General features: G+C 68.9%; 23 protein-coding genes. 10 read left to right on the forward strand and 13 right to left on the reverse strand.

Features of this window, described 5'->3' with window-relative positions; translation table 11 throughout:
- Positions 1-37: 37 nt before the first annotated feature.
- Positions 38-487: a MarR family winged helix-turn-helix transcriptional regulator gene (locus bpln_RS00105; protein ID WP_055137820.1), complete on the reverse strand. Its 450-nt coding sequence runs from the start codon at positions 485-487 to the stop codon at positions 38-40.
- A 314-nt stretch (positions 488-801) separates the two neighbouring features.
- Between bpln_RS00105 and bpln_RS00110 the strand changes: the two genes are divergently transcribed.
- Positions 802-2,361 (forward strand): efflux transporter outer membrane subunit, encoded by a 1,560-nt coding sequence (locus bpln_RS00110; protein WP_055137821.1) that lies wholly within the window; start codon positions 802-804, stop codon positions 2,359-2,361.
- A 147-nt stretch (positions 2,362-2,508) separates the two neighbouring features.
- Here bpln_RS00110 and bpln_RS00115 read toward each other — a convergent pair whose 3' ends face one another.
- Genes bpln_RS00115 through gspG form a run of 8 tightly spaced genes read right to left on the reverse strand, consistent with a single transcriptional unit; the run spans position 2,509 to position 8,484 of the window.
- Entirely contained in the window at positions 2,509-3,285 is a 777-nt protein-coding gene (locus bpln_RS00115; protein ID WP_175937934.1) for a type II secretion system protein N, read from the reverse strand.
- Between the two features lie 52 nt (positions 3,286-3,337).
- On the reverse strand, positions 3,338-3,841 hold the full coding sequence (gene gspM / locus bpln_RS00120; RefSeq protein ID WP_055139410.1) for a type II secretion system protein GspM: 504 nt from the start codon (positions 3,839-3,841) through the stop codon (positions 3,338-3,340).
- The gene (gene gspL, locus bpln_RS00125; protein WP_055137822.1) at positions 3,838-5,259 is read right to left on the reverse strand and encodes a type II secretion system protein GspL; all 1,422 of its coding nucleotides are present in this window, start codon (positions 5,257-5,259) and stop codon (positions 3,838-3,840) included. The genes gspM and gspL overlap by 4 nt, the downstream gene beginning before the upstream one ends.
- A gap of 24 nt (positions 5,260-5,283) precedes the next feature.
- Positions 5,284-6,426 (reverse strand): type II secretion system minor pseudopilin GspK, encoded by a 1,143-nt coding sequence (gene gspK, locus bpln_RS00130; protein WP_055137823.1) that lies wholly within the window; start codon positions 6,424-6,426, stop codon positions 5,284-5,286.
- Entirely contained in the window at positions 6,423-7,100 is a 678-nt protein-coding gene (locus bpln_RS00135; protein ID WP_042623454.1) for a PulJ/GspJ family protein, read from the reverse strand. Before bpln_RS00135 ends, gspK begins: the two co-directional genes overlap by 4 nt.
- A complete protein-coding gene (gspI, locus tag bpln_RS00140) occupies positions 7,078-7,497 on the reverse strand; it encodes a type II secretion system minor pseudopilin GspI (protein WP_404990989.1) in 420 nt (139 codons plus the stop codon). Before gspI ends, bpln_RS00135 begins: the two co-directional genes overlap by 23 nt.
- Complete coding sequence (locus tag bpln_RS00145) at positions 7,494-7,985, reverse strand: GspH/FimT family pseudopilin (RefSeq protein WP_042623456.1); 492 nt, start codon at positions 7,983-7,985, stop codon at positions 7,494-7,496. Before bpln_RS00145 ends, gspI begins: the two co-directional genes overlap by 4 nt.
- A gap of 46 nt (positions 7,986-8,031) precedes the next feature.
- Complete coding sequence (gene gspG, locus bpln_RS00150) at positions 8,032-8,484, reverse strand: type II secretion system major pseudopilin GspG (RefSeq protein ID WP_042623457.1); 453 nt, start codon at positions 8,482-8,484, stop codon at positions 8,032-8,034.
- A 149-nt stretch (positions 8,485-8,633) separates the two neighbouring features.
- Here gspG and bpln_RS00155 point away from each other — a divergent pair, with 149 nt between their 5' ends.
- Positions 8,634-9,044 carry a type II secretion system protein N gene (locus tag bpln_RS00155; RefSeq protein ID WP_042623458.1) on the forward strand — a complete coding sequence of 137 codons (411 nt, stop codon included), beginning with the start codon at positions 8,634-8,636 and terminating at the stop codon, positions 9,042-9,044.
- A gap of 77 nt (positions 9,045-9,121) precedes the next feature.
- Here the strand turns inward: bpln_RS00155 and gspF are convergent, their stop codons facing one another.
- From gspF to gspD, 3 genes are read right to left on the reverse strand one after another with little or no spacing between them, the layout of a single operon-like run.
- Complete coding sequence (gene gspF, locus bpln_RS00160) at positions 9,122-10,339, reverse strand: type II secretion system inner membrane protein GspF (RefSeq protein WP_055137824.1); 1,218 nt, start codon at positions 10,337-10,339, stop codon at positions 9,122-9,124.
- 4 nt (positions 10,340-10,343) lie between these two features.
- Positions 10,344-11,828, reverse strand: a complete 1,485-nt coding sequence (gene gspE, locus bpln_RS00165) for a type II secretion system ATPase GspE (RefSeq protein ID WP_055137825.1) — start codon at positions 11,826-11,828, stop codon at positions 10,344-10,346.
- Positions 11,825-14,173, reverse strand: a complete 2,349-nt coding sequence (gspD, locus tag bpln_RS00170; protein ID WP_082465157.1) for a type II secretion system secretin GspD — start codon at positions 14,171-14,173, stop codon at positions 11,825-11,827. Before gspD ends, gspE begins: the two co-directional genes overlap by 4 nt.
- Before the next feature lie 380 nt (positions 14,174-14,553).
- Here gspD and bpln_RS00175 point away from each other — a divergent pair, with 380 nt between their 5' ends.
- Positions 14,554-15,012: a lytic transglycosylase domain-containing protein gene (locus bpln_RS00175; RefSeq protein WP_055137827.1), complete on the forward strand. Its 459-nt coding sequence runs from the start codon at positions 14,554-14,556 to the stop codon at positions 15,010-15,012.
- Positions 15,013-15,399: 387 nt separating this feature from the next.
- On the forward strand, positions 15,400-16,749 hold the full coding sequence (locus tag bpln_RS00180) for a GTP-binding protein (RefSeq protein WP_055137828.1): 1,350 nt from the start codon (positions 15,400-15,402) through the stop codon (positions 16,747-16,749).
- A 169-nt stretch (positions 16,750-16,918) separates the two neighbouring features.
- On the opposite strand, the gene bpln_RS00185 is transcribed toward bpln_RS00180, so the two are convergent.
- Entirely contained in the window at positions 16,919-17,197 is a 279-nt protein-coding gene (locus tag bpln_RS00185; protein ID WP_006401505.1) for an HU family DNA-binding protein, read from the reverse strand.
- A gap of 382 nt (positions 17,198-17,579) precedes the next feature.
- Here bpln_RS00185 and mnmC point away from each other — a divergent pair, with 382 nt between their 5' ends.
- The 6 genes from mnmC (at position 17,580) to bpln_RS00215 (ending at position 25,999) form a co-directional block, all read left to right on the forward strand.
- Complete coding sequence (mnmC, locus tag bpln_RS00190; RefSeq protein WP_055137829.1) at positions 17,580-19,586, forward strand: bifunctional tRNA (5-methylaminomethyl-2-thiouridine)(34)-methyltransferase MnmC2/FAD-dependent 5-carboxymethylaminomethyl-2-thiouridine(34) oxidoreductase MnmC1; 2,007 nt, start codon at positions 17,580-17,582, stop codon at positions 19,584-19,586.
- Positions 19,587-20,400: 814 nt separating this feature from the next.
- Positions 20,401-21,615: a cation:proton antiporter gene (locus tag bpln_RS00195; RefSeq protein WP_055137830.1), complete on the forward strand. Its 1,215-nt coding sequence runs from the start codon at positions 20,401-20,403 to the stop codon at positions 21,613-21,615.
- Positions 21,616-21,665: 50 nt separating this feature from the next.
- A complete protein-coding gene (locus tag bpln_RS00200) occupies positions 21,666-22,781 on the forward strand; it encodes a YbdK family carboxylate-amine ligase (RefSeq protein WP_042623466.1) in 1,116 nt (371 codons plus the stop codon).
- 511 nt (positions 22,782-23,292) lie between these two features.
- Positions 23,293-23,934 (forward strand): MarR family winged helix-turn-helix transcriptional regulator, encoded by a 642-nt coding sequence (locus bpln_RS00205; protein WP_042623467.1) that lies wholly within the window; start codon positions 23,293-23,295, stop codon positions 23,932-23,934.
- 37 nt (positions 23,935-23,971) lie between these two features.
- Positions 23,972-24,682, forward strand: a complete 711-nt coding sequence (locus bpln_RS00210) for a glutamine amidotransferase (protein ID WP_042623468.1) — start codon at positions 23,972-23,974, stop codon at positions 24,680-24,682.
- Between the two features lie 204 nt (positions 24,683-24,886).
- Positions 24,887-25,999, forward strand: coding sequence for an NADH:flavin oxidoreductase/NADH oxidase (locus bpln_RS00215; protein WP_055137831.1), 1,113 nt, complete (start codon positions 24,887-24,889; stop codon positions 25,997-25,999).
- Positions 26,000-26,039: the final 40 nt, after the last annotated feature.

The following is a 26,039-nucleotide window of genomic DNA, read 5'->3' on the forward strand; positions in this document are numbered from 1 at the left end:
TACCGGCCGCGAACGGAACAACGGAGCAGGGCGCCGCTCAGGCAGGCGTATTGGCGATGAAGCGCTGCAGCAGCGTCGTCATGGTGCGCACCTCGTCGGCCGAGAAGCCGGCCAGCTGCGCGTTCATCTCGCCGGCCACGAGCCCCGGCAGCGCGTCGGCCGCGTCGCGCCCGCGCCCGGTCAGCCCGATCTCGATCACGCGCCGGTCCGCCTCGCTGCGGTTGCGTTCGAGCAGCCCCTTGCGTTCGAGCCGGTCGAGCATGCGGGTCATCGAGCCGCTGTCGTAGGCGAGCCGCCGTGACAGTTCGAGCGGCGTGCGCGCCTCGCCGCGCGCGAGCAGCAGCATCACGCCGATCTGCTGCGCGGTCAGCCCGAGCGGCGCGAGCGCCTGGTCCATGCGCTCGATGAATGCCTGCCGCGCGCGCGTCAGGTAATAACCGACGCTCGTTTCGAGGTCGCTGCTGCCGGTGTCGTAAGGGCCGTTCATCGCGCGGACGATCTGTCGTTTCCAGGAGAAAACCGCGCCAGTATCTTGAAAATTGCTTGCTTGGTCAATATTCATTGAGGCAAGCGTTTCGCCGTTTGGGGCGGGCCGCCGGCTTTCGGGGCCGTAAACGTCCGTAACCGGTCGCCCGACGCCGGTAACACATCGCGTCGCCGGCGCGCCTTACCCTTACGGCTGTCCCGTTCGTTTTTCCCGCGTCCGTCAGTTACCATTTCGGCCACGCCGCCCGCACTCGCGCCGGCGGCCGCATCGTTCGTCAGCCCGCGCGCGGGCGGCGCCCAGACAGGAATTCAGTCATGCAGCCAGTTCTCCCGTTGCGCGCACCGCAAGCGCTGCGCGTCGCCGTGTCCGCCGTCGTGGCGGCGCTCGTCGCCGGCTGCGCGGTCGGCCCCGACTACCATCGGCCCGACGTGGCGGTGCCGGCGGCCTACAAGGAAGCCCCCGACGGCTGGAAGGTCGCGCAGCCCGACGACCACGCCGACCGCGGCCAGTGGTGGACCATCTACCACGACCCGCAGCTCGACGACCTGGTCGCCAAGCTCAACGCCTCGAACCAGACCGTCGCGCAATCGGCGGCCGCCTACCGGCAGGCCCGCGCGCTCGTCGCGCAGGCGCGCGCCGCGTATTTCCCGACGCTCGGCGTGACGGCCGGCGGCACGCGCTCGTCGAGCCCCGGCGCCTCCAATTCGCAGTTCTCGACCGGCCGCTCGAATACCACGTCCTACAGCGCCGGGCTCGACGCGTCGTGGGAAGTGGACCTGTGGGGCAAGGTGAGCCGCAACGTCAGCTCGGAGCGCGCAAGCGAGCAGGCCGCCGCGGCCGATCTCGCCAACGCGCGGCTGTCCGCGCAATCGACGCTCGCGCAGACCTACTTCCAGCTGCGCGCGGCCGATTCGGCGCAGAAGCTGCTCGACGAGACGGTGGCCTCGTTCCAGCGCTCGCTGCAGCTGACCCAGAACCAGTACGCGCAGGGCGTGGCCGCGCGCTCGGACGTGATCCAGGCGCAGACCCAGCTGCAGTCGGCGCAGGCCTCGGCGATCGACAACGGCATCACGCGCGCGCAGTACGAGCACGCGATCGCGACGCTGATCGGCGTGCCGGCCTCGAGCTTCTCGCTGCCGCCGATGCCGCTCGCGGCCGAGCCGCCGGCGATGCCGGCCACGGTGCCGTCGGCGATCCTCGAGCGGCGCCCCGACGTGGCCGCCGCCGAACGGCGCGCGGCCTCGGCCAACGAGCAGATCGGCGTGGCGATCGCGGCGTTCTTCCCCACCCTCACGCTGTCCGCCACGGGCGGCGTGCAGAGCTCGGCGTGGTCGCAGCTGTTCTCGCTGCCGTCGCGGGTCTGGACGGTCGGCCCGCAACTGGCCGCCACGCTGTTCGATGCCGGCTTGCGCGCCGCGCAGACCGACGCCGCGCGCGCGACCTACGACCAGAACGTCGCCTCGTATCGCGGCACGGTGCTGAGCGCGTTCCAGGACGTGGAGGACAATCTCGCCTCGCTGCGCATTCTTGATCAGGAAGTGGTGGTGCAGCGGCAGGCCGTCGATTCGGCCGAGCGCGCGCTCGACATCGTGACGAATCAGTACAAGTCCGGCACGGTCGCCTACCTGAGCGTGCTGACCGCGCAGACCACGGCGTTCACGGCCGAACAGAAGCTGGTGCAGATCGACGGGCAGCGGATGGTGTCGTCGGTGGGATTGGTGAAGGCGCTCGGCGGCGGCTGGGATGCGTCGCAGATGGCACGCGAGACCGGCGACGTCGAGGCGCCCGCGCCGGCCTCGGCACCGGCTGCCGCTTCGGCGCCGGCGGCCGTGTCGGCGCTGCCGACGGCGGCCGCGCCGCTCGCGCAGCGCTGATCCCGCGGCACGGGGCGGCGGCCGATCCGGCGGCCGGCTTCATGCCCCGTACGGCCTGCGTGCCGCGCGGCGCGTACCGGAATCGGCCGGACCGACGCGGCGCCGCGCCGATCCCGCCGCGCGGACGAACCACGCGACATCCGAACCTCAGAACGTCAGCGACACGAGGCCCGGCCCGATCGGGCGACCGAGCAGGTTCAGCAGGCCGAGCAGGTTCTCGCGCTGCGCGTCGTCGGCGCGCGCGGTGCCGTTGAACGACGAGGTGCGGCCCGCGAACGTGCCGTGCCCCTGCAGGAACAGCGGCCCCTTCAGCGTCGACAGGTCGAGCGTCGCGTTCGCGCCCTGCGCCTGCCAGACCGCGCGGTAGGACCCGAGCGGCTTGACGATCGAGATCCGCGAAGTCATGTCGGTGATGGTCAGCGTGACCTGCCCGAACACGTCCTGGCCGAACAGGCGCCAGTCGCTCCAGCCGATCCGCACGTCGCCCTGCAGGTCGAGCGTGTTGAACGGCGTGCCGAGCCCGGCCAGCAGCGAAGCCGGCACCGCCATCGCGCCGGACGACACCAGCGCGCCGCGCAGCGTCGCATCGACGGTGATCGGATCGGGCATCGCCTCGGTCTGGCGCATCGTCATCCGCACGTGGCCCGTGAACAGCGACCAGAACGAGGTCTGCCATTCGATGCGGCCCGGCAGCAGCGTCGAGGCGCTGCGGTCGTGCCCCGGCGCCAGCAGCAGCGTGGCCGAGCCGTGCCAGAGCGAGCCGTCGGCGTCGACCAGGTTGAGGTGGCCGCCGCTCGCTCGCGCGAACTGCGGCGTCACCCAGGCCGCCGGCAGCAGCACGACGATCACCACGGCCACCGCCAGCACGCCCGTCACGACCCACGGCAGGGTCGCGCGCAATCGCATCCAGAAAGTCATCGGCACCCCGCCCCGGTCCGCGCGGCGGCAGGCCCGGCGGTGATTCGCACGACGCCGCTCATTTGGCGCCCGCCGGCTGCATCACGGCGCTCAGGTCCACCTGGCCGTCGTCCTTCAGCGCGGTCGCGTGCAGCTCGCCGACCTGCACCTTGAACTGCTTGCGCACGTCGTCGAGCCACTGGGTCCAGACCGGGAACGACGCGTTCTTCAGCTGGACCTGCACGCCGCTGCCCACCACCTGCAGCTGCGCGGCCTGCAGCCCGTGATCGGACAGCGAGGTGGTCAGCGCGTCGCGCAGCGCCACGCCGGTCGGCGCCACGCCCTGCGCGGCGGCGGCCAGCGAGCGCGCCTCGTTGGCCTGCTCGGTCATCTGCGCGAGCTGCAGCCGCATGCCCGGCAGCGCGGTGGCGATCTTCTCGCTGTTCTCCTGCGCGGGCGACCACAGCACCGAATAGAGCACCACCAGCACCAGCAGCGCGCCGCCCCAGCCGAGCAGCATCTTCTCGCGCGGATTGCGCTCGTCCCAGAACTGCGTCAGGGTTTCGTTCAACTCCGACTTCATGATCCGCTCCGGATGGTCCATTTGCCCGTGCTGCTGTCGATCGCGCCGGTCAGGCCGTTGCGCGCGAGGCGCGTGCCGAAATCGGCGTCGACCTTGACCTGCGGCTTGAAGCCGACGTCGAGCCGGCGGTCGTGGTAGTCGAGCGAGGCGATGCCGTTGGCGGGCAGCGGTCCGAGCGAGCGCGCCACGCCGCTTGCCAGCGCGAGGAAATCGTTCGGCGAGAGCTCACCCGCCGCGATCCGCAGCTGGTCGATCTGGCGCGTCATCTGCTCGGGCGGATCGAGTACCGTGGTGGTCTTCGGGAACGCCGTCAGCAGCGTTTCGGTGATCTGCGCGGAGATCGCGTCGCGCTCGCGCGCGAGCCGCCACCAGTGCAGGTTCACGCCGATCACCGCCACCACCAGGGTGGCCGCCACCAGCGAGGCCGGCAGCTTCAGGCGCGTGAGCGTGGCGCGGTCGAAGCGCCACGGCATCACCTCGAAATCGAACTGGCAGAGGTTGAAGCGCGTCTCCAGCGCGCGCCGCGCGAACGCGTCGAACGGCAGCGGCGTGGTGCCGGGGATCGCGTCGGAGTCGGCCTGCGGCGTGATCGAGGCGAGCTGGGGCTCCGCGCCGGGCACCCCGAGCGTATAGAGCTCGAACGGCGCGCCGGCGGTCAGCGCCGCCAGCGTCGAGCCGGCCGAGGCGGCCGGCGCGGTCAGCCCTTCGCCGAGCGCGCCGCGCGCGATGGCGAGTTCGACGCGCGGCGCGGTGGCCAGCGCGATCTCCCCGTCGAGCGGCACCGATTCGATGCGCGCCATGACCGCGGCGATGATCGGCGTGCGCGCCGGCTGCAGGCCGCCCGCGGGCGGCTCGGGCGGCGAGATCACCGCGGCTTCGGTGACGGCCTCCACCGCACCCGGCTCACCGGGCTCGCCCGCCTCGCCAACCGGTAGCGGCGCGGGCTCGACCATGTCGGCCGCCAGCGCGAGCTCGGCCGGCACCGGCAGGCAGCGCGTGACCGGCACCGCGCGGATCGCGCGATGGCCGGCCGCCTTGAACGCCTCCACCACGAAGCGGAACCACTCGCGGTCGATCACCGCCAGCACGCGCCGGCCGTCCGGCAGCGCGACCGGATCGATGGCGATGTGGCAGGTCTGCGGGTCCTGGATCAGGTAGTCCTCGACGATGTTCGGCAGCGCCTGGCGCAGCTTCGGCCCCTTCACGGCGGGCACCGTGGCGGCCAGCAGCAGCAGGTCGCGCGCGGCGACGACGAGCACCGTCGAGGCCGCCTGCGGCAGCGTCGCGAGCGAGCTGCGGCCGGCGCGCTGCGGATGGCCGCTCTTGTCGAGCAGCGCGAACGACAGCTCGGGCCACTGCCATTCGGGCAGCGGCACGGCGGGTTCGCGCGGCGGCAGTACAACGATCAACGTGCTCAAGAGCTCCTCTCCCGAATGGCGTTGTTATAGCTGATCGGCAACCCGGACGATACGCGTGGTATGCGTGGTCGGATCACGATACACGAGCGACGTGCGGTCGATTTCCGCGCGCCCGTGCTGGATATGGCCGTGGACGATGAAATAGCTGGTCGTCACGTCGATCTGGGTCGGATCGAGCATCACGTTCGGCACGCCGGTGGCCTGCATCGCGAGCTGCGCGTCGCCGACGTTGCGGAAGAACGCCGTGTCGCGATGCGCGACGATGGTCTGCGCCGACGACACCGACAGGCCGGGCATCAGCGCCGCGATCACCTCGGGGCGCGCGGTGTTGAGGTTGACCGGCGTGACGGTGGGCAGCACGGTCGCGAACGGGCGCAGCGTCTCGATGATCTCGGGCGTCACGCCGTTCACGTCGAGCAGCGAATCGAGGCTGCTCGGCACCAGCGGCGCGGCGCCCGCGCTCGCGTCGGTGTCGTTGCCGTCGTCGAAGCCGGGGTCGCCACGGCCGGTGTTGCCGCCGCCGTCGCCCTGCGGGATCGGCACGCTGCCGGAGCCGGGCACGGTGGCGGTCTGGAAGCGGGTGGCCGAGTTGCGCAGGCCGGCGCGGATCTGCCGCGCGATGCGCAGCGCGAGCTGCGAGTCGATGCCGAGCGACACCAGCAGCCGCTTGAAGGTGGCGACCTGGCTGGCGCTGATCTGCAGCACGCCCGGCGCCGGCGTCGACACCAGGTTGCGCAGGTTGTACTTGGCCTGCGCGTCCTCGATGTCGCCCGACAGGTAGGTGTCGTCGTCGCCCGAGGTGTCGGTCACGCCGATCCGGCCGAGGAAGTCGGACAGTTTCGTCTTCGCGATCGGCACCGCCCAGATGCCGCCGAGATAGGTGATGCCGGGCGCCGTGTCGCCCTCGGAGCGCAGGATCATGCGGGTCCAGTCGAGCGCGCCGCGCGCGATCCACTGCGCCTGCATCAGCAGCCGCTGGTTCTCGATGCGGCGGATCTGGATCTGCTGGCGCCAGAGCATGCCCGACACCAGGATCGCCGTCAGCGCCACCACCAGCAGCGCGCTGATGATCGCCACGCCGTGCTGGCGCGCCGGCGCTGGCTGCACGCGCGGGCCGCGGCCGGTGTGACGCGTAACACGGAAGGAGGGGAGCGCGCGCATCGTCATTCCCCGACCATGAATATGCGCTTGACCGGCACGCGCAGCGAGGTCGCGCCGATGCCGACCTCGAGGCCCGTCACCGAGCGCTCGGGCGGCGCGCTGCCCACCACCGGCTGCTTGAGCGCCTGGTTGTGCCTGGCGAGCGCGTCGTCGGCGGTGGGCATGTTGATGGTCCAGCCGATCTTCGGCACGTAGACGCGCGCGGTGATCAGGCCCACCCCGCGCATCAGCGGCACGGCGTTCCAGCCGTCGACGCTGCTGTCGCCGAGCGTGCTGCGCAGCACGCGGACGTCGGAGATCAGCGGCGAGGCGTAGCGCACCACGCGGCCGCCGGCTATCAGATAGCGCACCACCTGGATGCGCGGCGGGCCGCCCGGCGTGTCGAAGCCGCGCACGATCTGCAGCGTGTTGCCGACCACCCGCACGGGCGGCTGGCCGGCCTCGTCGTCGGTCACGGCGCGGCGCGCGTCGATGCGCATCTGGTCGAACATCTGCGCGAAGGTGCGCTCGTCCTCCATCACGGCGGCCACCCGGTCGCGGCCGCGGATCACCTGGTCGAGCCCGCGCCACGACAGCAGCGCGAGCACGGCGAGGATCGTGATCGCGATCAGCATCTCGATCAGCGTGAAGCCGCGATCGGCGCGCGCGGCGCGGCGCTCAGAGCGAGCGGTTGGTTTCATTCGCGACCACCGTGACCATCTGGGCGAGCACGCTGGCTTCGCCCGTCTTGCGCACCGCCACCTCGACGCGGCGGAATGTCGGATTCGGCGTGCTGCTGACGCGCTCGGTGCAGGTCAGCGCGACGTTGCCCTGCGAGCAGTCGAACTGCTGCTCGCCGATGTCGGGCCACGCATGCGCGAGCCGCAGCTGGCCGAGCGCGTTGTCGGCGCTCCAGCTCGCGAGCAGGCGGTCGTTGAGCGCGCCCGAGTTGCTGGCGAGCGTGCCGACCGCGCGGATCGAGGCGGCCAGCGCAACCGCGATGATCGCCAGCGCGATCAGCACCTCGATCATCGTGAAGCCATGCGCGGCGGCCCGGGGGGCACGGCGCGCGAAGGTGAGCGGCGCGGCCATCGTCAGCGCACCTCGTAGCGGCCGTTGCCGGTGCCGACGATCGTCGCGCTGCCGATCTCGGAATAGAGCGTGATGCGCACCGGCACGTCGACCGGTTCGGTGCCGAATATGACCCGCTTCACCGGCGTGTCGGAACCGGGGTAGTCGATCGACGCGCCGGTCACGCCGCCGTCCCAGTGGCGCGGGCGATAGAGATCGTCGCGCAGCGTGCGCCAGCCGTCCTCGTCGCGGATGTCGAAACGGAAGCCCTGGTCGGTCGGCTGCCAGGCGATCGGCCGCGCGCGCACCTGCGCCTCGTCGCCGGCGCTCTCGAGCAGCAGCGCCACGCGCTGCGCCTCTTCACGCAGGTCGGTGCGCGGGTTGCGGTGCATCGTCAGGGTGGCGGCCGAAACGAGGATCCCCGCGATCACGAGCACCACCAGCATCTCGAGCAGCGTGAAGCCGCGCATCCGCGAGGGCGGATGACGCGGCGCGGTGGTGCCGGGAGTTCGCATGACGGACGTGAGGCGCGCGGGCGATCGGAGGCGGCGGGGCGAACGCCTATTGCCAGGAGCCGATGTCGGCGTCGTTGTTCTCGCCGCCTTCCTTCGCGTCGGCGCCGTAGCTGAACACGTCGATCTCGCCGTGTACGCCCGGGTTCAGATACTTGTACGGGTTGCCCCACGGATCGTTCGGCAGGCGCTCGAGATAGCCGCCGTCCTTCCAGTTGTTCGGCACCGGGTCCACCGTGGGCTTCGCGATCAGCGCCTGCAGGCCCTGCTCCTGGGTCGGGTAGCGGCCGTTGTCGAGGCGGTACAGCTTCAGCGCCTGCATCACGGTGCCGATGTCCTGCTTGGCCGCGACGCGGCGCGCTTCATCGGGACGGCTCATGATCTTCGGCACGATCAGCGCCGCGAGGATGCCGAGAATCGCGATCACGACCATGATTTCGATCAGCGTGAAACCGCGTTGGCGGCGCGCGACCGGCGTGCGTCGATTGATCCACGTTTGCATGAGTGAAACCTCTCTTTCAAAAACCATCGATAACGTTGACGAGGCCCGGCGGACACGCTGGCCCGCCCGGCGAAGCCGCATTGTAAGACGGGCCTCGCCAAGGGCATTCACTCAACGCAAATTTCATAATCATCCGTACAATAGCCCGCATGAACGCGCTCTCGATCCGGATCCTTTCCCTTGCCCTCTTCGCGGCCTTGTGCGCGACGGCCACCTACTGGGCCATCACGCTGTCCGCGCATCAGGCCCCGCTACCGGCCGCCGCCGTGCGCGCACCGCTGCGCACCGAGGACGCCGCCGCGCTGTTCGGCGGACAGCTCACGCACAACCCGGTGGAGGACGTCCACCTGTTCGGCATCCTCGCGCTGCGCCAGGGCGCCGCCGCGATCGTCGGCGTCGGTGGCAATCCCACCCGCACCATCACGATCGGCGACTCAATCGCGCAGGGCACGAAGCTCGCCGAGGTCCGCGCCCGCTCGATCATCATCGACCGCAACGGCGCGCATACCGAAATCTTCCTTCCCGCCAACACGCCCGGCCCCGCGATCTACGTTCGCTGAACCGGGTCGCGCCGCGTACCTCGCGTTGCCGTTGCCACGGGCCGCCTTCGGGCGGCCCGTTCGCATCGGGCGCCGACCTACTGCACCATGTTGTTCAGCTCGATGATCGGCAGCATCACCGCCAGCACGATCACCAGCACGATGCCGCCCATCGCGAGGATCAACAGCGGTTCGAGCAGGCTCGTCATGAACATCGTGCGCCGCTCCAGCTCGCGCGCCTCGCCCTCGGCGGCGCGGTCGAGCATGGTGGTCACGTCGCCGGTGGCCTCGCCCGAACGGATCAGGTGGACCAGCACGGGCGGGAACGACTTGACGTGATTGAGCGCGCGCGACAGCGAGGTGCCTTCGCGCACGCGCACGATCGCATCGTCGATGTTGACGCTCATGGCGCGGTTCGACAGCGTCTCGCCGGCCGCCTGCAGCGCGCGCAGGATCGGCACGCCGGCCGCGGTCAGGATCGCCAGCGTGCTGGCGAAGCGCACCGTGTTGTAGCCGCGCACCAGCTTGCCGGCGAGCGGCGCGCCGAGCAGCCAGCGGTCGAACGCGAGCCGCGGGCCGGGGCGCGACAGCGTCGCCTTGACGAGCCAGGCGCCGAGCGCCACGCCCAGCAGGATCGCCCACCACCAGTGCCGCACGAACGCCGACAGCGCCATCATCACGATGGTCAGGAACGGCAGCTGTTGCTTGGTGCTCGCGAACACGTTGACGACCTGCGGCACCACGTAGCTGAGCAGGAACGTGACGATGCCGAGCGCGATCAGCGTGACGATGCCGGGGTAGGTGAACGCCAGCACGATCTTCTGCTTCAGCGCGTTGCGCTGCTCGATGTAGTCGGCCAGGCGTGACAGCACGATGCCGAGCTTGCCGGTGTGCTCGCCCGCGGCCACCAGCGCCCGATAGATCTCGGGGAAGTCGCGCGGATGTTCGGCCAGCGCGCTCGCCAGCGAATGGCCGCCGAGCACCTCGGCACGGATCGCCGCCATCAGTTCGCGGATGTAGTCGCGCTCGGATTGCTCGGTCAGCACCGCGAGCGCCTCGCCGAGCGGCAGCCCGGCCGTCAGCAGGCTCGCCAGCTGGCGCGTGAGGATCGCCTGCTCGCGCTGCGAGAGCTTGCGGCCGATCGACAGGCGCTGCTTGCGCTCGCCGCGCGAACGGTGCGCGGCCGGCTCGACGACGAGCGGCGTGAGCCCCTGGCCGCGCAGCTGGCCACGCGCGGCGCGCGCGCTGTCGGCCTCGATCACGCCTTTCTGGGCGCGGCCGCCTGCGTCGATCGCTTCGAAACGGAATGCCGGCATCGCGCTATGCGCCTCCTGTCACACGCAGCACTTCCTCGAGCGAGGTGTTGCCGGCCGCGAGCCAGCGCTCGGCGTCGTCGCGCAGCGTGCGCATGCCGTTCGCGCGGCCCGCGCGCAGGATTTCCGAGTCGGGCGCGTTGTTGTGGATCTGCGTGCGGATCGCGTCGTCCACCACCAGCAGTTCGTACACGCCGCGCCGGCCCGTGTAGCCGGAATGGCCGCACTTCTCGCAGCCGACCGGGTGGTAGATGGTGCGTCCTTCTTCCTCGCGCGGCGCCTTGCAGGCGGGGCACAGCTGGCGCACCAGCCGCTGCGCGAGCACGCCGAGCAGCGACGAGGCGAGCAGGTACGGCTCCACGCCCATGTCGGTCAGGCGCGTGACGGCCGAGGCCGCGTCGTTCGTATGCAGCGTGGCCAGCACCAGGTGGCCCGTCAGCGACGCCTGCACGGCGATCTGCGCGGTCTCGAGATCGCGGATTTCGCCGATCATGATCACGTCCGGATCCTGGCGCAGGATCGAGCGCAGCGCGCGCGCAAAGCTCATGCCGATCTTCTCGTTGACCTGGGTCTGGCCGATGCCGGACAGGTCGTACTCGATCGGATCCTCGACCGTCATGATGTTGGTGGTCGCGGTCTCGAGCCGCGACATCGAGGCGTACAGCGTGGTGGTCTTGCCCGAACCGGTCGGCCCGGTCACCAGCACGATGCCGTGCGGGCGCGCGATCAGCTTGTCGAACTGCACCAGCGTGTCGCGCCCCATGCCGAGCGCCTCGAGGTTCAGGCGCTGCGCGTCCTTTTCCAGCAGACGCAGCACCGCGCGCTCGCCGTGCCCGGTCGGCAGCGTCGAGACGCGCACGTCCACCGGCCGGCCGCCGACGCGCAGCGTGATGCGGCCGTCCTGCGGCAGGCGCTTTTCGGCGATGTCGAGCTGCGCCATGATCTTGATCCGCGAGATCAGCGCGCCGTGCAGCGCCTTCTTCGGGCGCACCACGTCGCGCAGCGTGCCGTCCACGCGAAACCGCACCACCGAGGCGTTCTCGAACGGCTCGATGTGGATGTCCGAGGCCTGCTCGCGCGCGGCCTGCGTGAGCAGCGCGTTGATCATGCGGATGATCGGCGCGTCGTCCTCCGATTCGAGCAGGTCCTCGACCTCGGGGATGTCCTGCATCAGCCGCGACAGGTCCACTTCGCCCTCGACCTCGCCGACCACCTGCGCGGCGCTGCCGTCCTGGCGCGCATAGGCGGTGTTGATGGCCTGCGCCAGTTCGTCGGCGGGCAGCCGGCGCGCCGTCAGTGCGCCGAAATTGCGCGCCACCTCGGCAAGCGCCGCGTCGGTGGTGCGCTCGCTGATCCAGACTTCGAGCGCGTCGCCTTCCTGCTGCGCAATCAGGATCTGGCCGGCCCGCGCGAAGCCATACGGCAGCAGCCGTGCGGCCACCGCGGACGGTGCCGCCGGCTCGCCCGGCGCGGCGCTGGCGAGCTCGCTCACGGTTGCGCTCCCGGCGACGTGATGCCCGGCGTGGGCACCGGCGTCGTCACGGCCGGCGACGGAGTCGGAGTCGGCGCGACCACCGCGGGCGCCGGCACGGTGCCGGCCGGGGCGTTGGCCGGCGACGGCGGATAGCCGGGCGTGCGCGTCATGCGCGTCAGGTCGAACAGGTTCGCGGCCGGCGCGACACCCTCGCTCGGGCCGAGCGGCATCGGCGGCGCGACCGGATCGTCCTTGTCGCGGATCAGGTTGTTGTCGGAGCGGTACGCGCCCTGCACGCCCTGGATGTAGTCGTAGCGATTTTCCGTGACGGCCTGCGTGGTGGCGTGGTCGGTCAGGATCACCGGACGCAGGAACACCATCAGGTTGGTCTTCTGGCGCTGCTTGCCTTCCGAGCGGAACAGCTGGCCGATCCACGGGATGTCGCCGAGCAGCGGCACCTTGTTGTTGCCGATCTGGTAGTTGTCCTGCATCAGGCCGCCGAGCACGATGATCTCGCCGTTGTCGCAAAGCACGGTCGACTGGATCGAGCGCTTGCTGAAGGTCGGCACACCGACCGTGGTCGACGACGTGGTGGTCGGCACCACGGCCGAATCCTCGGTGTAGATCTGCAGCTTGAGGATCCCGCCTTCGGTGATCTGCGGCTTGACGTGCAGCGTGAGGCCCACGTCCTGGCGGTCGAAGGTATTGAACGCGTTGCTCGAGGTGCCGCTCGTCAGGTTCGAGTACGAACCGGTGGCGATCGGCACGTTCTGGCCGACCACGATCTTCGCCTCCTCGTTGTCGAGCGTGACGAGATTCGGCGTGGACAGCACGTTCGCGTCGCTGGAGCCCGAGAACGCCTGCAGCAGGGCGCCCAGGCCGGTGATGCCGAACATGTTCTTGAGCCAGCCGATGTTGAGGCCCGGCGTCAGCGAGGCGGCGGCCGCGGCCCCGCCGTTGACGCCGCCGGCCGAGCCGGTGGCCGCCGCGGCCGTCAGCCCGGTGATGGTGTTGCCGAGACCGGAGACGTTGGTGCCGAGCGAGCTGCCCGCGTAGAGCGCGTTGTTGGCGACCTGCCACTGGATGCCGAGATTCGCCGAGGTGGTCGAATTCAGTTCGACGATCAGCGCCTCGATGTAGACCTGCGCGCGCCGTTCGTCGAGCTGGTCGACCACCGCGCGCAGGTTCCGGTAGACCGGGTCCGAGGCAGTGATGATCAGCGAGTTGGTGGCCGCGTCGGCCTGGATCATGCCGCCGGCCTGGTTGTCGTCGCTCTTGTCCTTGTCGCTGCTGAGGAAGCCGTCGTTCTTGCCGCCGCTACCGCCGCCGTAGCCGGTGCTCGACCCCGAGCCCGACGACGACAGCGACGACGAACCCGACGGCAGCGGCGCGGTGCCGGACGTGCCGGTCGAGAAGCTGCTGCCGCTCGAATTGCCCTGGTTGAACGAGTTGGCGTCGTTCGAGGAGGCCGAGCTGCCGCCGCTGTCGCCCTTGCCCATCATGCCGCGCAGCGTCTTCGCGAGCTTCACCGCGTCGGCGTTGCGCAGCCGGATCACGTGCATGTTGCCGGGCGTGGCGCTCGGCGCGTCGAGCTGCGCGAGCAGGTGCCGCGCCGAGGCGAGGCGCGAGCCGTTCGAGGCGCGCAGCAGGATCGAGTTGGTGCGCGGGTCGGCGCTCACGTTGACCTTCAGCGTCGCGTCGGTGTTGCCGATCGCGCCCGGGTCGAGCAGCTTGCCGAGCTGGCTGGCGATGTCGATCGCGTTGGCGTTCCTGAGCGGCACCACCACCACCTGGGTGCCGGCCGCGTTGTCGATGCCGGCGATGATCTGCGCGATACGCCGCACGTTGTCGGCGTAATCGGTCACCACCAGCGTGTTGTTGGCCGGGTAGGCCGTCACGGTGTTGTTCGGCGAGATCAGCGGACGCAGCACCGGCAGCAGGTTGTTGGCCGATTCATTGTGCAGCTCGAACACCTGCGTGACGACCTGGTCGCCGTTGGCGCGCGGCGTGTTGCCGACGAAGGTCGGCACGCCCTGCAGCTTCGCGTCGGCCTCGGGCACCACCTTGAGGACGCCGTGATCCTGCAGCAGCGAGAAGCCCTGCATGCGCAGCGCCGACTGCAGGGTCTTGAGCGCCTGCTCCTCGGGCACCGAGTGCTCGGAGACGAGGTTCAGCTGGCCCTTCACGCGTGGATCGACAATGATCGTCTTGCCCGTCGCGGCGCCGATCGCCCTCGCGACCTGGTCGATGTCGGCATTGACGAAGTTGAGCGTCACCTGGGCGTGCGCGGCCTGCGAGGCCACGATTCCGGCGACGACGAGCGCCTTGGCAGCGCGCCGCATAGCAAAACGAATGGTTGTCATGAGGTGGGTGATCGATGCCGGGATGTGACCGTATCCGACGGTAGAGCGTGATTACACTGAGCAAAAAACGGACATTAGCAGCTTTTCGTGTCCGAAATATCACATTGGACCGAGAGCTTTCTCACTTTTTCGAGCCGCGTGCGCCATTCCCGAACCCGGCCGATGTCCACGACGTTTGATTCGGAAAGATTTTGCAAGAAATCGGAATAAAAAGTCAGAAAGCGCCGCCGTCCGGAGCGCCGCGCGCGCGCCCGCGGACGGTGGCGCAATGCAATGAGGCACCGGTATGATACGGGCGGCGCGCGGTCCCGGCGCAAAAACCGTGTGCGGGTTTTCCCACCCTGAATCACCGTCTTCTCCCGTCTTTGGATGGCTTCCTAATGCGAATTAGGCCTGTTCTCCTCACGTTCTCGCTGTTGGCCGCCGGCGCGGTCAGCGCGCCCGCACACGCCGACTGCTATGACGAGGCGGCCAAGTATCAGAAGGTCAATCCGCTCATCCTGCGGGCGATCGCGTGGCAGGAATCCCACAACACACCCGACGCGATCAACCGGAATGCGAACGGATCGACCGATTACGGGATCATGCAGATCAACTCGATCCACCTGTCCCGGCTCGCCCAATACGGCATCACGAAAGACACGCTGATGCAGCCGTGCAAGAACGTCTACATCGCCGCCTGGCACCTGCGCCAGAAGATGAACAAGTACGGCAACACCTGGGCCGCGATCGGCTCGTACCATTCGGAAACGCCGTCGCTGCGAGACAAGTACGCAAGGCAAATCGCCGCGATCCTGTCGAAATGGCGACTGCTGCCGGAGGAGAACGAGCCGCACTGAAAGCGTGACGCTGGCGGCTTGCCTGGGCCTGGTTCGGCCTGCCGAGCCGCTTCGACGTGTCGCGGTGCATGGTTTCCCGGTGCCGCCGCCCCCGAGGCAACCTGACTTCCGTCTTCCCTGAACCCGGGCCCGGCACCACGCCGGATGTTGCCGACGATCCGGTCCGTCGCGGTTCATCACGCGCCGTCGCGGGCCACAAGACGCCGCTGACATTCGTTGCGCCGCGCGCGCCGACGTCCACCGACGGCACCGCCGCGGCCCGATGCGCACGCCGGTGTTCCCGTTTGATGCACAATGTGCGGCATTCGCGCTGCCGGGCCCGGGCCGCCGACGGTTGCCGGGCGCCGGCGGCGCCGCTTCCGTCAATCTTCCTGGGACCGCACCGCCATGAACTCGCCGCTGCCCGTCACCGTGCTGTCCGGCTTCCTCGGCGCCGGCAAGACCACGCTGCTGAACCACGTCCTCGCGAACCGCGAGGGCCTGCGGGTGGCCGTGATCGTCAACGACCTCGCCAACGTCAGACTCGACGCGTCGCTCGTCAAGGACGCGGCCGCCCTGTCGCATGTCGAGGCGCGGTTCATCGAGATGTCAAACGGCTGCCTCTGCTGCACGCTGCGCGACGATCTGCTCGTCGAAATCCGCCGGCTCGCGGACGAGCGCGCCGAGCGTCCGCTCGACGCGATCCTGGTCGAATCGACCGGCATCGCCGAACCGATGCCGATCGCCGAGACCTTCTCGTTCGTCGACGACGACGGCGTCGCGCTCGAGGACGTCGCGCGGCTCGACACGATGGTCACCGTGGTCGACGCGTTCAATTTCCTGCGCGACTACGGCTCCGACGAGGGCCTCGCCGATCGCGGCCTCGTCAGCGACGACGAGGACGACCGCACGCTGGTGGAACTGCTGATCGAGCAGATCGAGTTCTGCGACGTGCTGGTGGTCAACAAGGCTGACCTCGTCGACGCCGACCAACTCGCGCGCCTGCAACGGATCCTCGCAAGCCTCAATCCGCGCGCGCGGCAGGTGGTGAGCCGTTTCGGCGAGGTGCCGATCGCCGAGGTGATCGCGACCGGGCGCTTCGATTTCGAAGCCGCGGCGAACGCGCCGGGCTGGCTCGCCTCGCTCGAACATCACCACGATCACGACCAGCATGGTGACGTTAATCACGCGCACGGCACGCCCGACGAATTCGGCATCGGCAGCTTCGTCTATCGCGCGCGGCGGCCGTTCCATCCGCAACGTTTCTGGACGCTGCTGCACGAGGAATGGCAGGGCGTGCTGCGCAGCAAGGGCTTCTTCTGGCTCGCGACGCGCCACGATATCGGCGGTTCGCTGTCGCAGGCGGGCGGCGTCTGCCGGCACGGACCGGCCGGACTCTGGTGGGCCGCGCAGGATCGTGCGGAATGGCCCGAGGACGATCCCGCGCTGCTCGACGAGATTGCCGCCGACTGGTACGGCGAGCCCGACGACGCCACGATCGGCGACCGCCGCCAGGAACTGGTGCTGATCGGCATCGGCCTGGACGCGAACGCGTGGCGCGCGAAATTCGATGCCTGCCTGCTCGACGACGCCGAATACGCGGCGGGCGAAGCGGCCTGGCGCGCGCTGCCCGATCCGTTCCCGGCCTGGGAGCTCGACGAGCACGATCACGATGACGAGCACCACCACGATCATCACGATCATCACGACGGTCATCACGGTCACGACGGCGACGACGAAATCGTCCATCGCCACTGAACGCGATCGCCACGCGCGATGCATCGGGCGCGGCCGGTTGAAGACTGTGAAGCTTCGTCAAGGCGGTCGCGCCGGTTGCGAAACCGCCGCGACGGCGACACCGGCCGCCGCTCGCATGGACGAAAAAAAACCCGCCGACAGGCGGGTTTTTCGCTCACAAGCGCGTCGCTCAGCGCTTGTTCACTGCATCCTTGAATGCCTTGCCAGCCGTGAACTTGACGGTCTTGGCAGCCGGAATCTTGATGGTTTCGCCCGTCTTCGGGTTGCGGCCGGTACGTGCTGCACGCTTACCCGAACCGAAGCTGCCGAAGCCGATCAACTGAACCGCGTCGCCTTTCGACACGGCCTTCTTGATCACCTCGAGGAGCGTGTCCAGCGTTTCGCCGGTTTGAGCCTTGCTGGCGCCCGTCTGTGCGGCGACGGCGTCGATCAGTTCCTGTTTGTTCATTAAGGTTCCTTTCTCAGGTTAAGTTGACACGAACAGCGCAGACGCGCCGATTATACGTGCGCAAGCCGTTGCAACGCAGTTCGCGGCGACGGCAGGGCGCACTCGGTGCGCGCCGCGCCTCGTACCTGCGGGTGAGCCCTGAGGCGCTTCCGCAGTACGGCGCTTGCTATGATAGCGCAGCGCAAACCCAATAACGACAAGGGTTTCAAAGATTTTCATCCAGATTTCGCCGGATCTCCGAGCCGACGCCCGCATTTTTGCCGCCGGGTCACCAACGTTGTCAAGCATGCGGCGCCGCCACTTCGCAACGACGTTGGTTTTTGCCAACGCCCAGGCGGGGCGGGCCTCCGGCGGCGTCAACCAGCTTTTTCGAATAGTTCGCATGACCGACCGAATCGTTCCCGCCGCGCTCGTATTCCGTGACGACGGCACGCTCGTCTCGCCCGCCTACGACGACATCTATCACAGCGCGGCCGGCGCGCTGGCCCAGGCGGAGCATGTATTCCTGCGCGGCAACGGGCTGCCGGAACGCTGGCGCGGCCGGCGCTGCTTCACGATCGTCGAGACCGGTTTCGGCATCGGCTGCAACTTCCTCGCGACCTGGGCCGCATGGCGCGCCGATCCGGCGCGCGGCGAACGGTTGCATTTCGTGTCGATCGAAAAGCATCCGTTCTCGCGGGAGGACCTGCGCGCGGCGGCCACCCATCTCGTTGCCCACGCAACGACTGATGCGAAATCCTTCGCATCGCTGATCGATTCGCTTGTCGATGCATGGCCGATGCTCACGCCCGGGCTGCATCGTCTCGAATTCGACGAAGGGCGCGTGGTGCTGACGCTCGCGTTCGGCGACGCGCTCGCGCTGCTGCCCTCGCTCGTGCTGCGCGCCGACGCGTTTTATCTCGATGGTTTCGCGCCGGCGAAGAATGCCGGGCTCTGGTCCGTGGAGATATTCCGCGCGCTCGCGAAGCTGGCCGACGAAGCCGCGACGTTCGCCACCTATACCAGCGCCGGCGACGTGAAACGCGCGCTCGAGGCGGCCGGTTTCGCGTGGCGCAAGGTGAATGGTTTCGCCGGCAAGCGCGCGATGCTGGTCGGCGAGTTCGCGCCGCGCTGGAAAGTGCGGCGCCATGAGCCGCCGCGCGCGGCCGAGGTCGCGACGCGCGATGCGATCGTGATCGGCGCGGGCCTGGCCGGCTGCGCGCTCGTCGAGCGGTTGAGCGTGCGCGGCTGGCACGTCACGCTGATCGAACGTCACGCGCGGCCGGCCGCCGAGGCGTCGGGCAATCCGGCGGGCGTGTTTCATCCGCTGATCGCGCGCGACGACAATTTCGGCGCGCGGCTGTCGCGCGCCGGTTATCTCTATGCGCTGTCGCGCTGGCGCGCGCTCGAAGCGGCCGGCCATGACTTCGCGCGCAGCCGCGACGGCCTGCTGCAGCTGGCCTGCGACGACGACGAATTCGCCCGCATGCAGGCCGCCGCCGACGCGCTCGCGATGCCGGATTCGCTCGCCATGCTGATGTCGCGCGAAGCGGCCGCCGCGCGCCTGGGCAGCGAGGTCGCGCACGGCGGCTGGTGGTATCCGCAGGCCGGCTCGCTCGATCCAGCCGCGCTCGCGCAAGCATGGTGCGCCGCGGCGGGCGAGCGGCTCACGCGGCTGGCCGGCACCGAGGTGGCCCGGCTCGCGCCGCGCGAGGGCGGCGGCTGGCTCGCGCTCGACGCGGCCGGCAACACGCTGGCGAGCGCCGCGATCGCGATCGTCGCGAACGCGGCCGACGCGCCACGCGTCGCCGGCCTGCGGCACGCGCCGGTGCAGCGCGTGCGCGGCCAACTGACGATACTGCCGCCCGGCGTCGCCCCGGCGGTCACGATGCCCGCGATCGGCGACGGCTATCTGATCCCGTTCGCCGACGGCACGCTGCTGACCGGCGCGACCTACGAACCCGACGCTACGGATTCCGAACTACGCGAAGCCGGCCACCGGGAAAATCTCGCACGACTCGCGGCGCTGCTGCCGCGCTTCGACGCGGTGACCAACGCGGTCGACCCGTCCGGTGCGCGACTCGACGCCGGAACGCTCACCGGACGCGTCGCGTTCCGCTGCGTCGCCAGCGACCGCCTGCCGATGGCCGGCGCGCTCGGCGACGAAACCGCCGCCGCGTCCAACGCGCGCAGCCTGGCGGGCGCGCAGGCGCGCGATCTGCCGCGCGCGGCCGGCCTTTACGGTGCGTTCGGCTTTGGTTCGCGCGGCTTCGTCTGGGCTTCGCTCTGCGCCGAACTGATCGCCTCGCAGATCGAGGGCGAACCCTGGCCGATCGAACGCGAACTGGCCGAGGCGATCGATCCCGCGCGTTTCCTGCTGCGTGCGCTGCGCCAGGGCCGCGCCGGCTGAACCGGTCCGCCGGTCTGCCGATCTGCCGCGGGGAAGCGCGCCTGCTGCCTCCCTTATTGCTTCAATTTGTCCCGACTTTCACCTTTTTACCTGTTGCCGCCCCCGGCGCACGTGCTCGGAGCGCGTCCGCCGCGCCTCCAATCGTCCCGGCCAACCTGGCAGGGCACAGGTTTTTATCCACCGGAATCTGTGGATAAGCGCGCGAATTGCCTGCGAATTCTCTGTGCAGCCACAGTGGACGTAAACGGGGTAACTCGGGCTAGCCACACAGGACGGCAAAAGTTGTTCTGTGAATCCCTGTGGGTCCGCACAGTCTGTGCGACCGTTTACGCATTTCTCAACGCATTGAATTTTCAGCGTTTACAGCAGTTATCCACAGAAAGCCGGTGCCCTTGTTAACTTCTACTACGTATACATACAGGTAAACCTATAAAACCGAACGGCAGCGCATCGGCCAGCCGGCCAGGCCCCGGGAGAAATACGATCCGGAGCGAAATAGATGTGGCACAATCGAACACCTTCGCGCCACCCCGGTCCGTTATCGGGGCGGCACCCCTGGAACAGTTCGTGCGTATCAGAATCCGAGGATGAGAGATCGCGCTGTTTCCGTCACACCTCAGGCCGACGTCCAGATCGGCCATGGCCCGAGCGGCATGTCAACCAGCCGCGAATCGGGCTGCCCCGCGTCCTGAAGCCTTAGACCAGCGAATCCTCACGGCCGGGCGACCACAGCCAGCCAGCGCGCGCCGACTCGCTCGAGACGCTCGACCCTGCGTCGCTGCCGGTTGTCTTCGAATAAGGAGCATTCACCACGATGAAGTCGGCGTTCTCGTTTCTACCGAATTGGCCGTTCGTGCCCGACGCCGTGTTCTGGGCCGGCATTGCGTTGTTCGCGGCGGGCCTGTGCGGCGAACTTTGTTATCGCGCCTGGCGCCTGCCGCGCGTGACCGGCTACGGCGTGATCGGCCTGATCGCGGGCTCGGCCGGGTTCGGCGCGATCGACGCGAGCACCAGCGACACCGCGCGCCTGCTGATCAACGTCGCGCTGGGCCTGCTGCTGTTCGAGCTGGGCAGCCGGCTCGACCTGCGCTGGATCCGGCGCAACCCCTGGCTGATCGCGAGCAGCGTGGCCGAGGCGGTGCTCACTTTCGCGCTGGTGCTGACCGTGCTGCTCGTGCTCCGCGTGCCGGCAATGGTGTCGATCGTGCTGGCGGCGATCGCGGTGGCCACCTCGCCCGCCATGGCGATCCAGCTGAAGACCGAACTGCGCGCGGAAGGGCAGGTGTCGCAGCGGCTGCTGACGCTCACCGCGCTCAACAGCGTCTACTCGGTGGTGCTGACCAAGCTGCTTACCAGCTGGCTGCATCAGGAGGAGTACGGCAATGTGTTCGCCACCATCCTGCAGCCCGTCTACCTGATCGCCGGTTCGCTGATCCTCGCCTACCTGCTCGCGCGCGCCTGCAACTACCTGTTCCGCCACATCGCCCCGGTGATGCGCGACGAGCACTCGTTCGTCGCGCTGTTCGGCCTGGTCGTGCTGGCCATCGCGATCGCGCAGGCGCTCAAGCTCTCCACCGTGCTCACGCTGCTGCTGGCCGGCATCATCGTGAAGAACCTCGAGGCGCGCCCGCAGCTCTGGCCCGAGCACTTCGGCACCGCCGGCTGGCTGCTGACCGTGATTCTGTTCGTGCTGACGCTGACCTCGTTCAGCTGGCACGACCTCGCCGCGGGCGGCCTGATCGCGATCGTGCTGATCGTCACGCGGATCGCGGCGAAGCTGGTCGGGGTGGTGGCGTTCGCGAAAAAGAGCGGCATCGGCGTGAAGCAGGGCGTGGCGCTCGGCCTGTCGCTCGCGCCGATGTCGGCGCTCGCCTACCTGCTCGTCGACGACACCTACCAGCTCTATCCCAACTTCGACCCGCAGCTGCGCTCGGTCGTGCTCTGCGCGATCGTGATCCTGCAGATCGTCGGGCCGGCGTTCGTCTACCGCAGCCTGTCGGCCGTCGGCGAACGACGCGACGAGAGCTGACCGGCGCCGCCCTCGCGCGGCGGCGCCCCACCCGTTACCCGGAATTCGCCATGGCACTCGAAACCTTCAACAATTCCGAGCCGTTCACGTTCGGCGTCGAGCTGGAAATCCAGATCGTCAACACCCACAACTACGACCTGACCAAGGCCGCCTCCGACCTGATGCGGCTGGTCGAGAACGAGCCGCATCCCGGCAACATCACGCCGGAGATCACCGAGAGCATGATCGAGCTGTCGACCGGCATCTGCCATTCGCACGATCAGGCGCTCGGCGAACTGCATGCGATTCGTGACGTGCTCGTGAAAGCGGCCGACCATCTGAACGTCGGGCTGTGCGGCGGCGGCACCCACACGTTCCAGCAGTGGAGCGACCGGCAGATCTACGACGCGCCGCGCTTCCAGTACCTGTCCGAGCTGTACGGCTATCTGGCCAAGCAGTTCACGGTGTTCGGCCAGCACGTCCACATCGGCTGCCCCGACGCGGACAGCGCGCTGTTCCTGCTGCATTCGATGTCGCGCTACATCCCGCACTTCATCGCGCTGTCGGCGTCCTCGCCCTACGTGCAGAACGTCGACACGGGGTTTCATTCGGCACGCCTGAATTCGGTGTTCGCGTTCCCGATGTCGGGTCGCGCGCCGTACACGCTGACCTGGGACGGTTTCGAGGAGTATTTCTCGAAGATGGTCAACACCGGCGTGGTCAACAGCATGAAGGACTTCTACTGGGACATCCGGCCGAAGCCCGGTTTCGGCACGATCGAGGTGCGCGTGATGGACACGCCGCTGTCGGTCGACCGCGCGGCCGCGATCGCCTGCTACATCCAGACCCTCGCGCGCTACCTGCTGCTCGACAAGCCGCTCATGCTGTCCGAGGACGATTACCTGGTCTACACCTTCAACCGTTTCGAGGCCTGCCGCTTCGGGCTGGAGGGCACCTGCGTGAACCCGCAGACGGGCGAGCGGCGCACCATCGCCGAGGACATCCTCGCCACGCTCGACCGGCTCGCGCCGCATGCGGCCGCGCTCGATTCGCGCGCGGCGCTCGACGAGATCGGTTCGCTGGCCCGGGCGCGCGTGAACGACGCCTCATGGCTGCGCACCGTTTTCAAGCAGGAGAAATCGCTGAACGAGACGGTCCGCCAGCAGTGCCTGCGCTGGCGCGAATGAAAAAGACTATTTCCCGCGCCGGTGGCGCCGGTCGAATGGCCATCGATCAGCCGGCCGGCGCGAACAAACATAGTAGTCGCAAACAATTGTTGATCCGCCGCTGTGGATAACCAAAGGTTTACGTGCAAAGTCAAAGGCCTGGGATGATTCCCCGGGGCGCCGTGCCGGCCCGTCCGCGTGAAGTTGTTTGTTGAATGAAAGCGTGGCGGCGTCCGTACATGAGATTCGTTGCTGAAAAGCACAGCGAAAACGCTCGCTTATCCCACGTTTATCCACAGACTTATTTGGATAACTTAGCTGTGCGATTTTCCGCTCTCGCTTAGAATGTCGGCTTTGCGATCGACGGCGCCGGATAGCGTCGCGCTCGCATGCCGGTTCGTGGCGAATCAGGTCACGGTGAACGGGCGTTGGTGCGCCGTTCCGGGTACTGCATTTTGATGGCAGAGACCGGACACGGATCTCCCCACAAAGGCCGTCGGATGGATCCGAGGCCGGCAACAGCGAAAAGACTATGAGTGAAGGCGTTTACGGGAAGGAGGCGGCGGGTCGTGTGACCCATAGCCTGTTGCGATTAAGTACGGCCATGCGGAGCCAGGCATGGGATTGGGCGGAAGGCGCCGGCTTGACGCCGACCCAGGGCGAGATCCTGGTGCTGCTGCTCCAGCGCAAGGGGCCGATGCGGCTCGGTGAGATCGCACGCGAAACCCAGCTCACCGCGGCCACCACCAGCGATGCGGTCAGCACGCTCGAGGGCAAGGGTCTGGTGGAAAAGCGTCGTGCGCTCGACGACGGCCGCGCGCTCGCGGTGCGCCTGAGCGCCCGCGGCCGCACCGCGGCGAAGAAGGCGTTGCAATGGCCGGATTTCCTGTCGAAGGCGGTCGGCGTGCTCGGCAACGACGAGCAGGGCGCCCTGTACCGTTCGCTGCTGAAGGTGCTGCGCGAGCTGCAGGTGGCCGGCGAGGCGCCCCTGCACCGCATGTGCGTGACCTGCAAGCATTTCCAGCCCGGCAAGTCGGTCAGGAAGCCGTCGTACCGCTGCTCGCTGCTCGACCTGACGATGGCCGACAGCGACCTGCGCCTCGACTGCTCGGTGCATGAGGAAGCCGATGCGCTGACGCAGAAGAAGACCTGGAAGGTTTTCGCGCAGCTGTAAATTCGCCGCGCGTGGCGCGTCAGACGGAGTCCGGTTGATGAATGCAGAAGTCGTAGCGATCCGCCACGTTCACTTCGAGGATCTCGGCAGCTTCGAGCGCGTGCTCGGGGAACGCGGCCGGCGCGTGCGTTACGTCGACGTCGGCACGTCGCGCGTCGAGGTGCTCGACGCCTGCGGGCCGTCGCTGCTGGTGGTGCTGGGCGGCCCGATCAGCGCCTATGACGACGCGCTCTATCCGACCACCGCGCCGCTCGTCGAGCTGATCCGCCGGCGCATCGACGCCGGGCTGCCCACGCTCGGGATCTGTCTCGGCGCGCAGTTGATCGCGCGAGCGCTCGGCGCGCGCGTCTACGCCGGCAAGACCCGCGAACTCGGCTGGACCCCGCTCACGCTGACCGCGGCCGGCCAGGCCTCGCCGCTGCGCCATCTGGCGGGCACCGCCACCTCGATGCTGCACTGGCACGGCGATACCTTCGACCTGCCGCCCGGCGCGATCCACCTCGCCTCGACACCCGACTGCGCGCATCAGGCGTTTTCGTGGGGCCAGCATGTGCTCGCGCTGCAATGTCATCCCGAAGTGGCGGTCGAGAGCTTCGAGGCCTGGCTGATCGGCCATGCCGGCGAGATCGCCGCGACTCCCGGGGTGGATGCGCGGCAGCTGCGCGCCGACACCGCGCGCCACGGCCCGCAACTGGCGCCGGCCGCCGCGCGGATGTTCGGCGAGTGGCTCGCCTCGGTCGGGCTCTGAGCGGAACGCGGGGCGCTGCGGGGCCCGTTCCCTGCGCGCGGAAATGAGGAAATATCGATCGGCACGCCTGGCGTGCCGTTTTTGTTTTCTCGTAGCCACTGCGCGAACCGCCGGCGGGATCGGGCAGCGCGCGCCGTCAGCAGCGTTGCGCACCGCGTGCTAACCTCATCCGCTCCCGTTCCCCCTTGTAGCGAGCCACACGAGATGAGCGCCCTGTTTTCCCCCCTGTCGCTGCGCAGCCTGACGCTGCCGAACCGGATCGTCGTATCGCCGATGTGCCAGTACTCGGCCGAGCGCGGCGAGCCGACCGCCTGGCACACGATCCACCTTGGCCATCTCGCGCTGTCGGGCGCCGCGCTGCTTTGCACCGAAGTGGTGGCCGTCGAGCCGGACGGGCGCATCACGCCCGGTGACCTCGGACTATGGGACGACGCGACCGAAGCCGCCTACGAGCCGGTGCTCGCCGCGATCCGCCGGCATTCGCCGATCCGCGTCGCGATGCAGATCGGCCATGCGGGGCGCAAGGCATCGAGCCGTGCGCCGTGGGAGGGCGGCTCGCAGATCGAGGTGGCCGACGGCGGCTGGCTGCCCCATGCGCCGTCGGCGGTGCCGCACAAGGACGGCGAGGCGCCGCCGCTCGCGCTCGACACGGCCGGGTTGGACCGGCTGCGGCGCGCGTTCGAGGCGACCGCGAAGCGTGCCGCGCGGCTCGGTATCGACGCGCTCGAGGTGCATGCCGCGCACGGTTACCTGCTGCACCAATTTCTCTCGCCGCTCGCGAACCATCGCACGGACGAGTACGGCGGCTCGCTCGAGAATCGCATGCGCTTTCCGCTCGAGATCTTCGAGATCGTGCGCGCGGCGTTCCCGGCCGAGCGGCCGGTGGGCGTGCGCGTGTCGGCCACCGACTGGGTCGACGGCGGCTGGACGCTCGACGAGACGATCGCGTTCGCGAAGGAACTGAAGGCGCGCGGCTGCGACTGGATCGACGTGTCCTCGGGCGGCGTCTCGCCGTTGCAGAAGATCCCGCTGTCGGCCGGCTACCAGGTGCCGTTCGCGCGCGCGGTGCGCCATGCGGTCGAACTGACGACGTTCGCGGTGGGCCTCATCACCGAGCCCGCGCAGGCCGAGAAGATCATCGCCGACGGCGACGCCGATTGCGTGGCGCTGGCCCGTGCGATGCTCTACGACCCGCGCTGGCCGTGGCATGCGGCGGCCGAACTCGGCGCGACGGTGACGGCGCCGCCGCAATACTGGCGCTCGCAGCCGCGCGAACAAAAAGCGCTGTTCGGCGAGGTGTCGTTCGGTCAGCGTTGAGGCGCTCGCTCGGGGCGCACGGCCCGCGTTCGACGATTGA

Source organism: Burkholderia plantarii, from assembly GCF_001411805.1.
Taxonomy (GTDB): domain Bacteria; phylum Pseudomonadota; class Gammaproteobacteria; order Burkholderiales; family Burkholderiaceae; genus Burkholderia; species Burkholderia plantarii.

What these genes read in the sequence shown, in the direction of transcription:
- bpln_RS00105 (WP_055137820.1), bottom strand. Translation starts at nt 487, where the DNA reads ATGAACGGCCCTTACGACACCGGCAGCAGCGACCTCGAAACGAGCGTC.
- bpln_RS00110 (WP_055137821.1), top strand. Translation starts at nt 802, where the DNA reads ATGCAGCCAGTTCTCCCGTTGCGCGCACCGCAAGCGCTGCGCGTCGCC.
- gspM (WP_055139410.1), bottom strand. Translation starts at nt 3,841, where the DNA reads ATGAAGTCGGAGTTGAACGAAACCCTGACGCAGTTCTGGGACGAGCGC.
- gspK (WP_055137823.1), bottom strand. Translation starts at nt 6,426, where the DNA reads ATGACGATGCGCGCGCTCCCCTCCTTCCGTGTTACGCGTCACACCGGC.
- bpln_RS00135 (WP_042623454.1), bottom strand. Translation starts at nt 7,100, where the DNA reads ATGAAACCAACCGCTCGCTCTGAGCGCCGCGCCGCGCGCGCCGATCGC.
- bpln_RS00145 (WP_042623456.1), bottom strand. Translation starts at nt 7,985, where the DNA reads ATGCGAACTCCCGGCACCACCGCGCCGCGTCATCCGCCCTCGCGGATG.
- gspG (WP_042623457.1), bottom strand. Translation starts at nt 8,484, where the DNA reads ATGCAAACGTGGATCAATCGACGCACGCCGGTCGCGCGCCGCCAACGC.
- bpln_RS00155 (WP_042623458.1), top strand. Translation starts at nt 8,634, where the DNA reads ATGAACGCGCTCTCGATCCGGATCCTTTCCCTTGCCCTCTTCGCGGCC.
- gspF (WP_055137824.1), bottom strand. Translation starts at nt 10,339, where the DNA reads ATGCCGGCATTCCGTTTCGAAGCGATCGACGCAGGCGGCCGCGCCCAG.
- gspD (WP_082465157.1), bottom strand. Translation starts at nt 14,173, where the DNA reads ATGACAACCATTCGTTTTGCTATGCGGCGCGCTGCCAAGGCGCTCGTC.
- bpln_RS00175 (WP_055137827.1), top strand. Translation starts at nt 14,554, where the DNA reads ATGCGAATTAGGCCTGTTCTCCTCACGTTCTCGCTGTTGGCCGCCGGC.
- bpln_RS00180 (WP_055137828.1), top strand. Translation starts at nt 15,400, where the DNA reads ATGAACTCGCCGCTGCCCGTCACCGTGCTGTCCGGCTTCCTCGGCGCC.
- bpln_RS00185 (WP_006401505.1), bottom strand. Translation starts at nt 17,197, where the DNA reads ATGAACAAACAGGAACTGATCGACGCCGTCGCCGCACAGACGGGCGCC.
- mnmC (WP_055137829.1), top strand. Translation starts at nt 17,580, where the DNA reads ATGACCGACCGAATCGTTCCCGCCGCGCTCGTATTCCGTGACGACGGC.
- bpln_RS00195 (WP_055137830.1), top strand. Translation starts at nt 20,401, where the DNA reads ATGAAGTCGGCGTTCTCGTTTCTACCGAATTGGCCGTTCGTGCCCGAC.
- bpln_RS00200 (WP_042623466.1), top strand. Translation starts at nt 21,666, where the DNA reads ATGGCACTCGAAACCTTCAACAATTCCGAGCCGTTCACGTTCGGCGTC.
- bpln_RS00205 (WP_042623467.1), top strand. Translation starts at nt 23,293, where the DNA reads ATGAGTGAAGGCGTTTACGGGAAGGAGGCGGCGGGTCGTGTGACCCAT.
- bpln_RS00210 (WP_042623468.1), top strand. Translation starts at nt 23,972, where the DNA reads ATGAATGCAGAAGTCGTAGCGATCCGCCACGTTCACTTCGAGGATCTC.
- bpln_RS00215 (WP_055137831.1), top strand. Translation starts at nt 24,887, where the DNA reads ATGAGCGCCCTGTTTTCCCCCCTGTCGCTGCGCAGCCTGACGCTGCCG.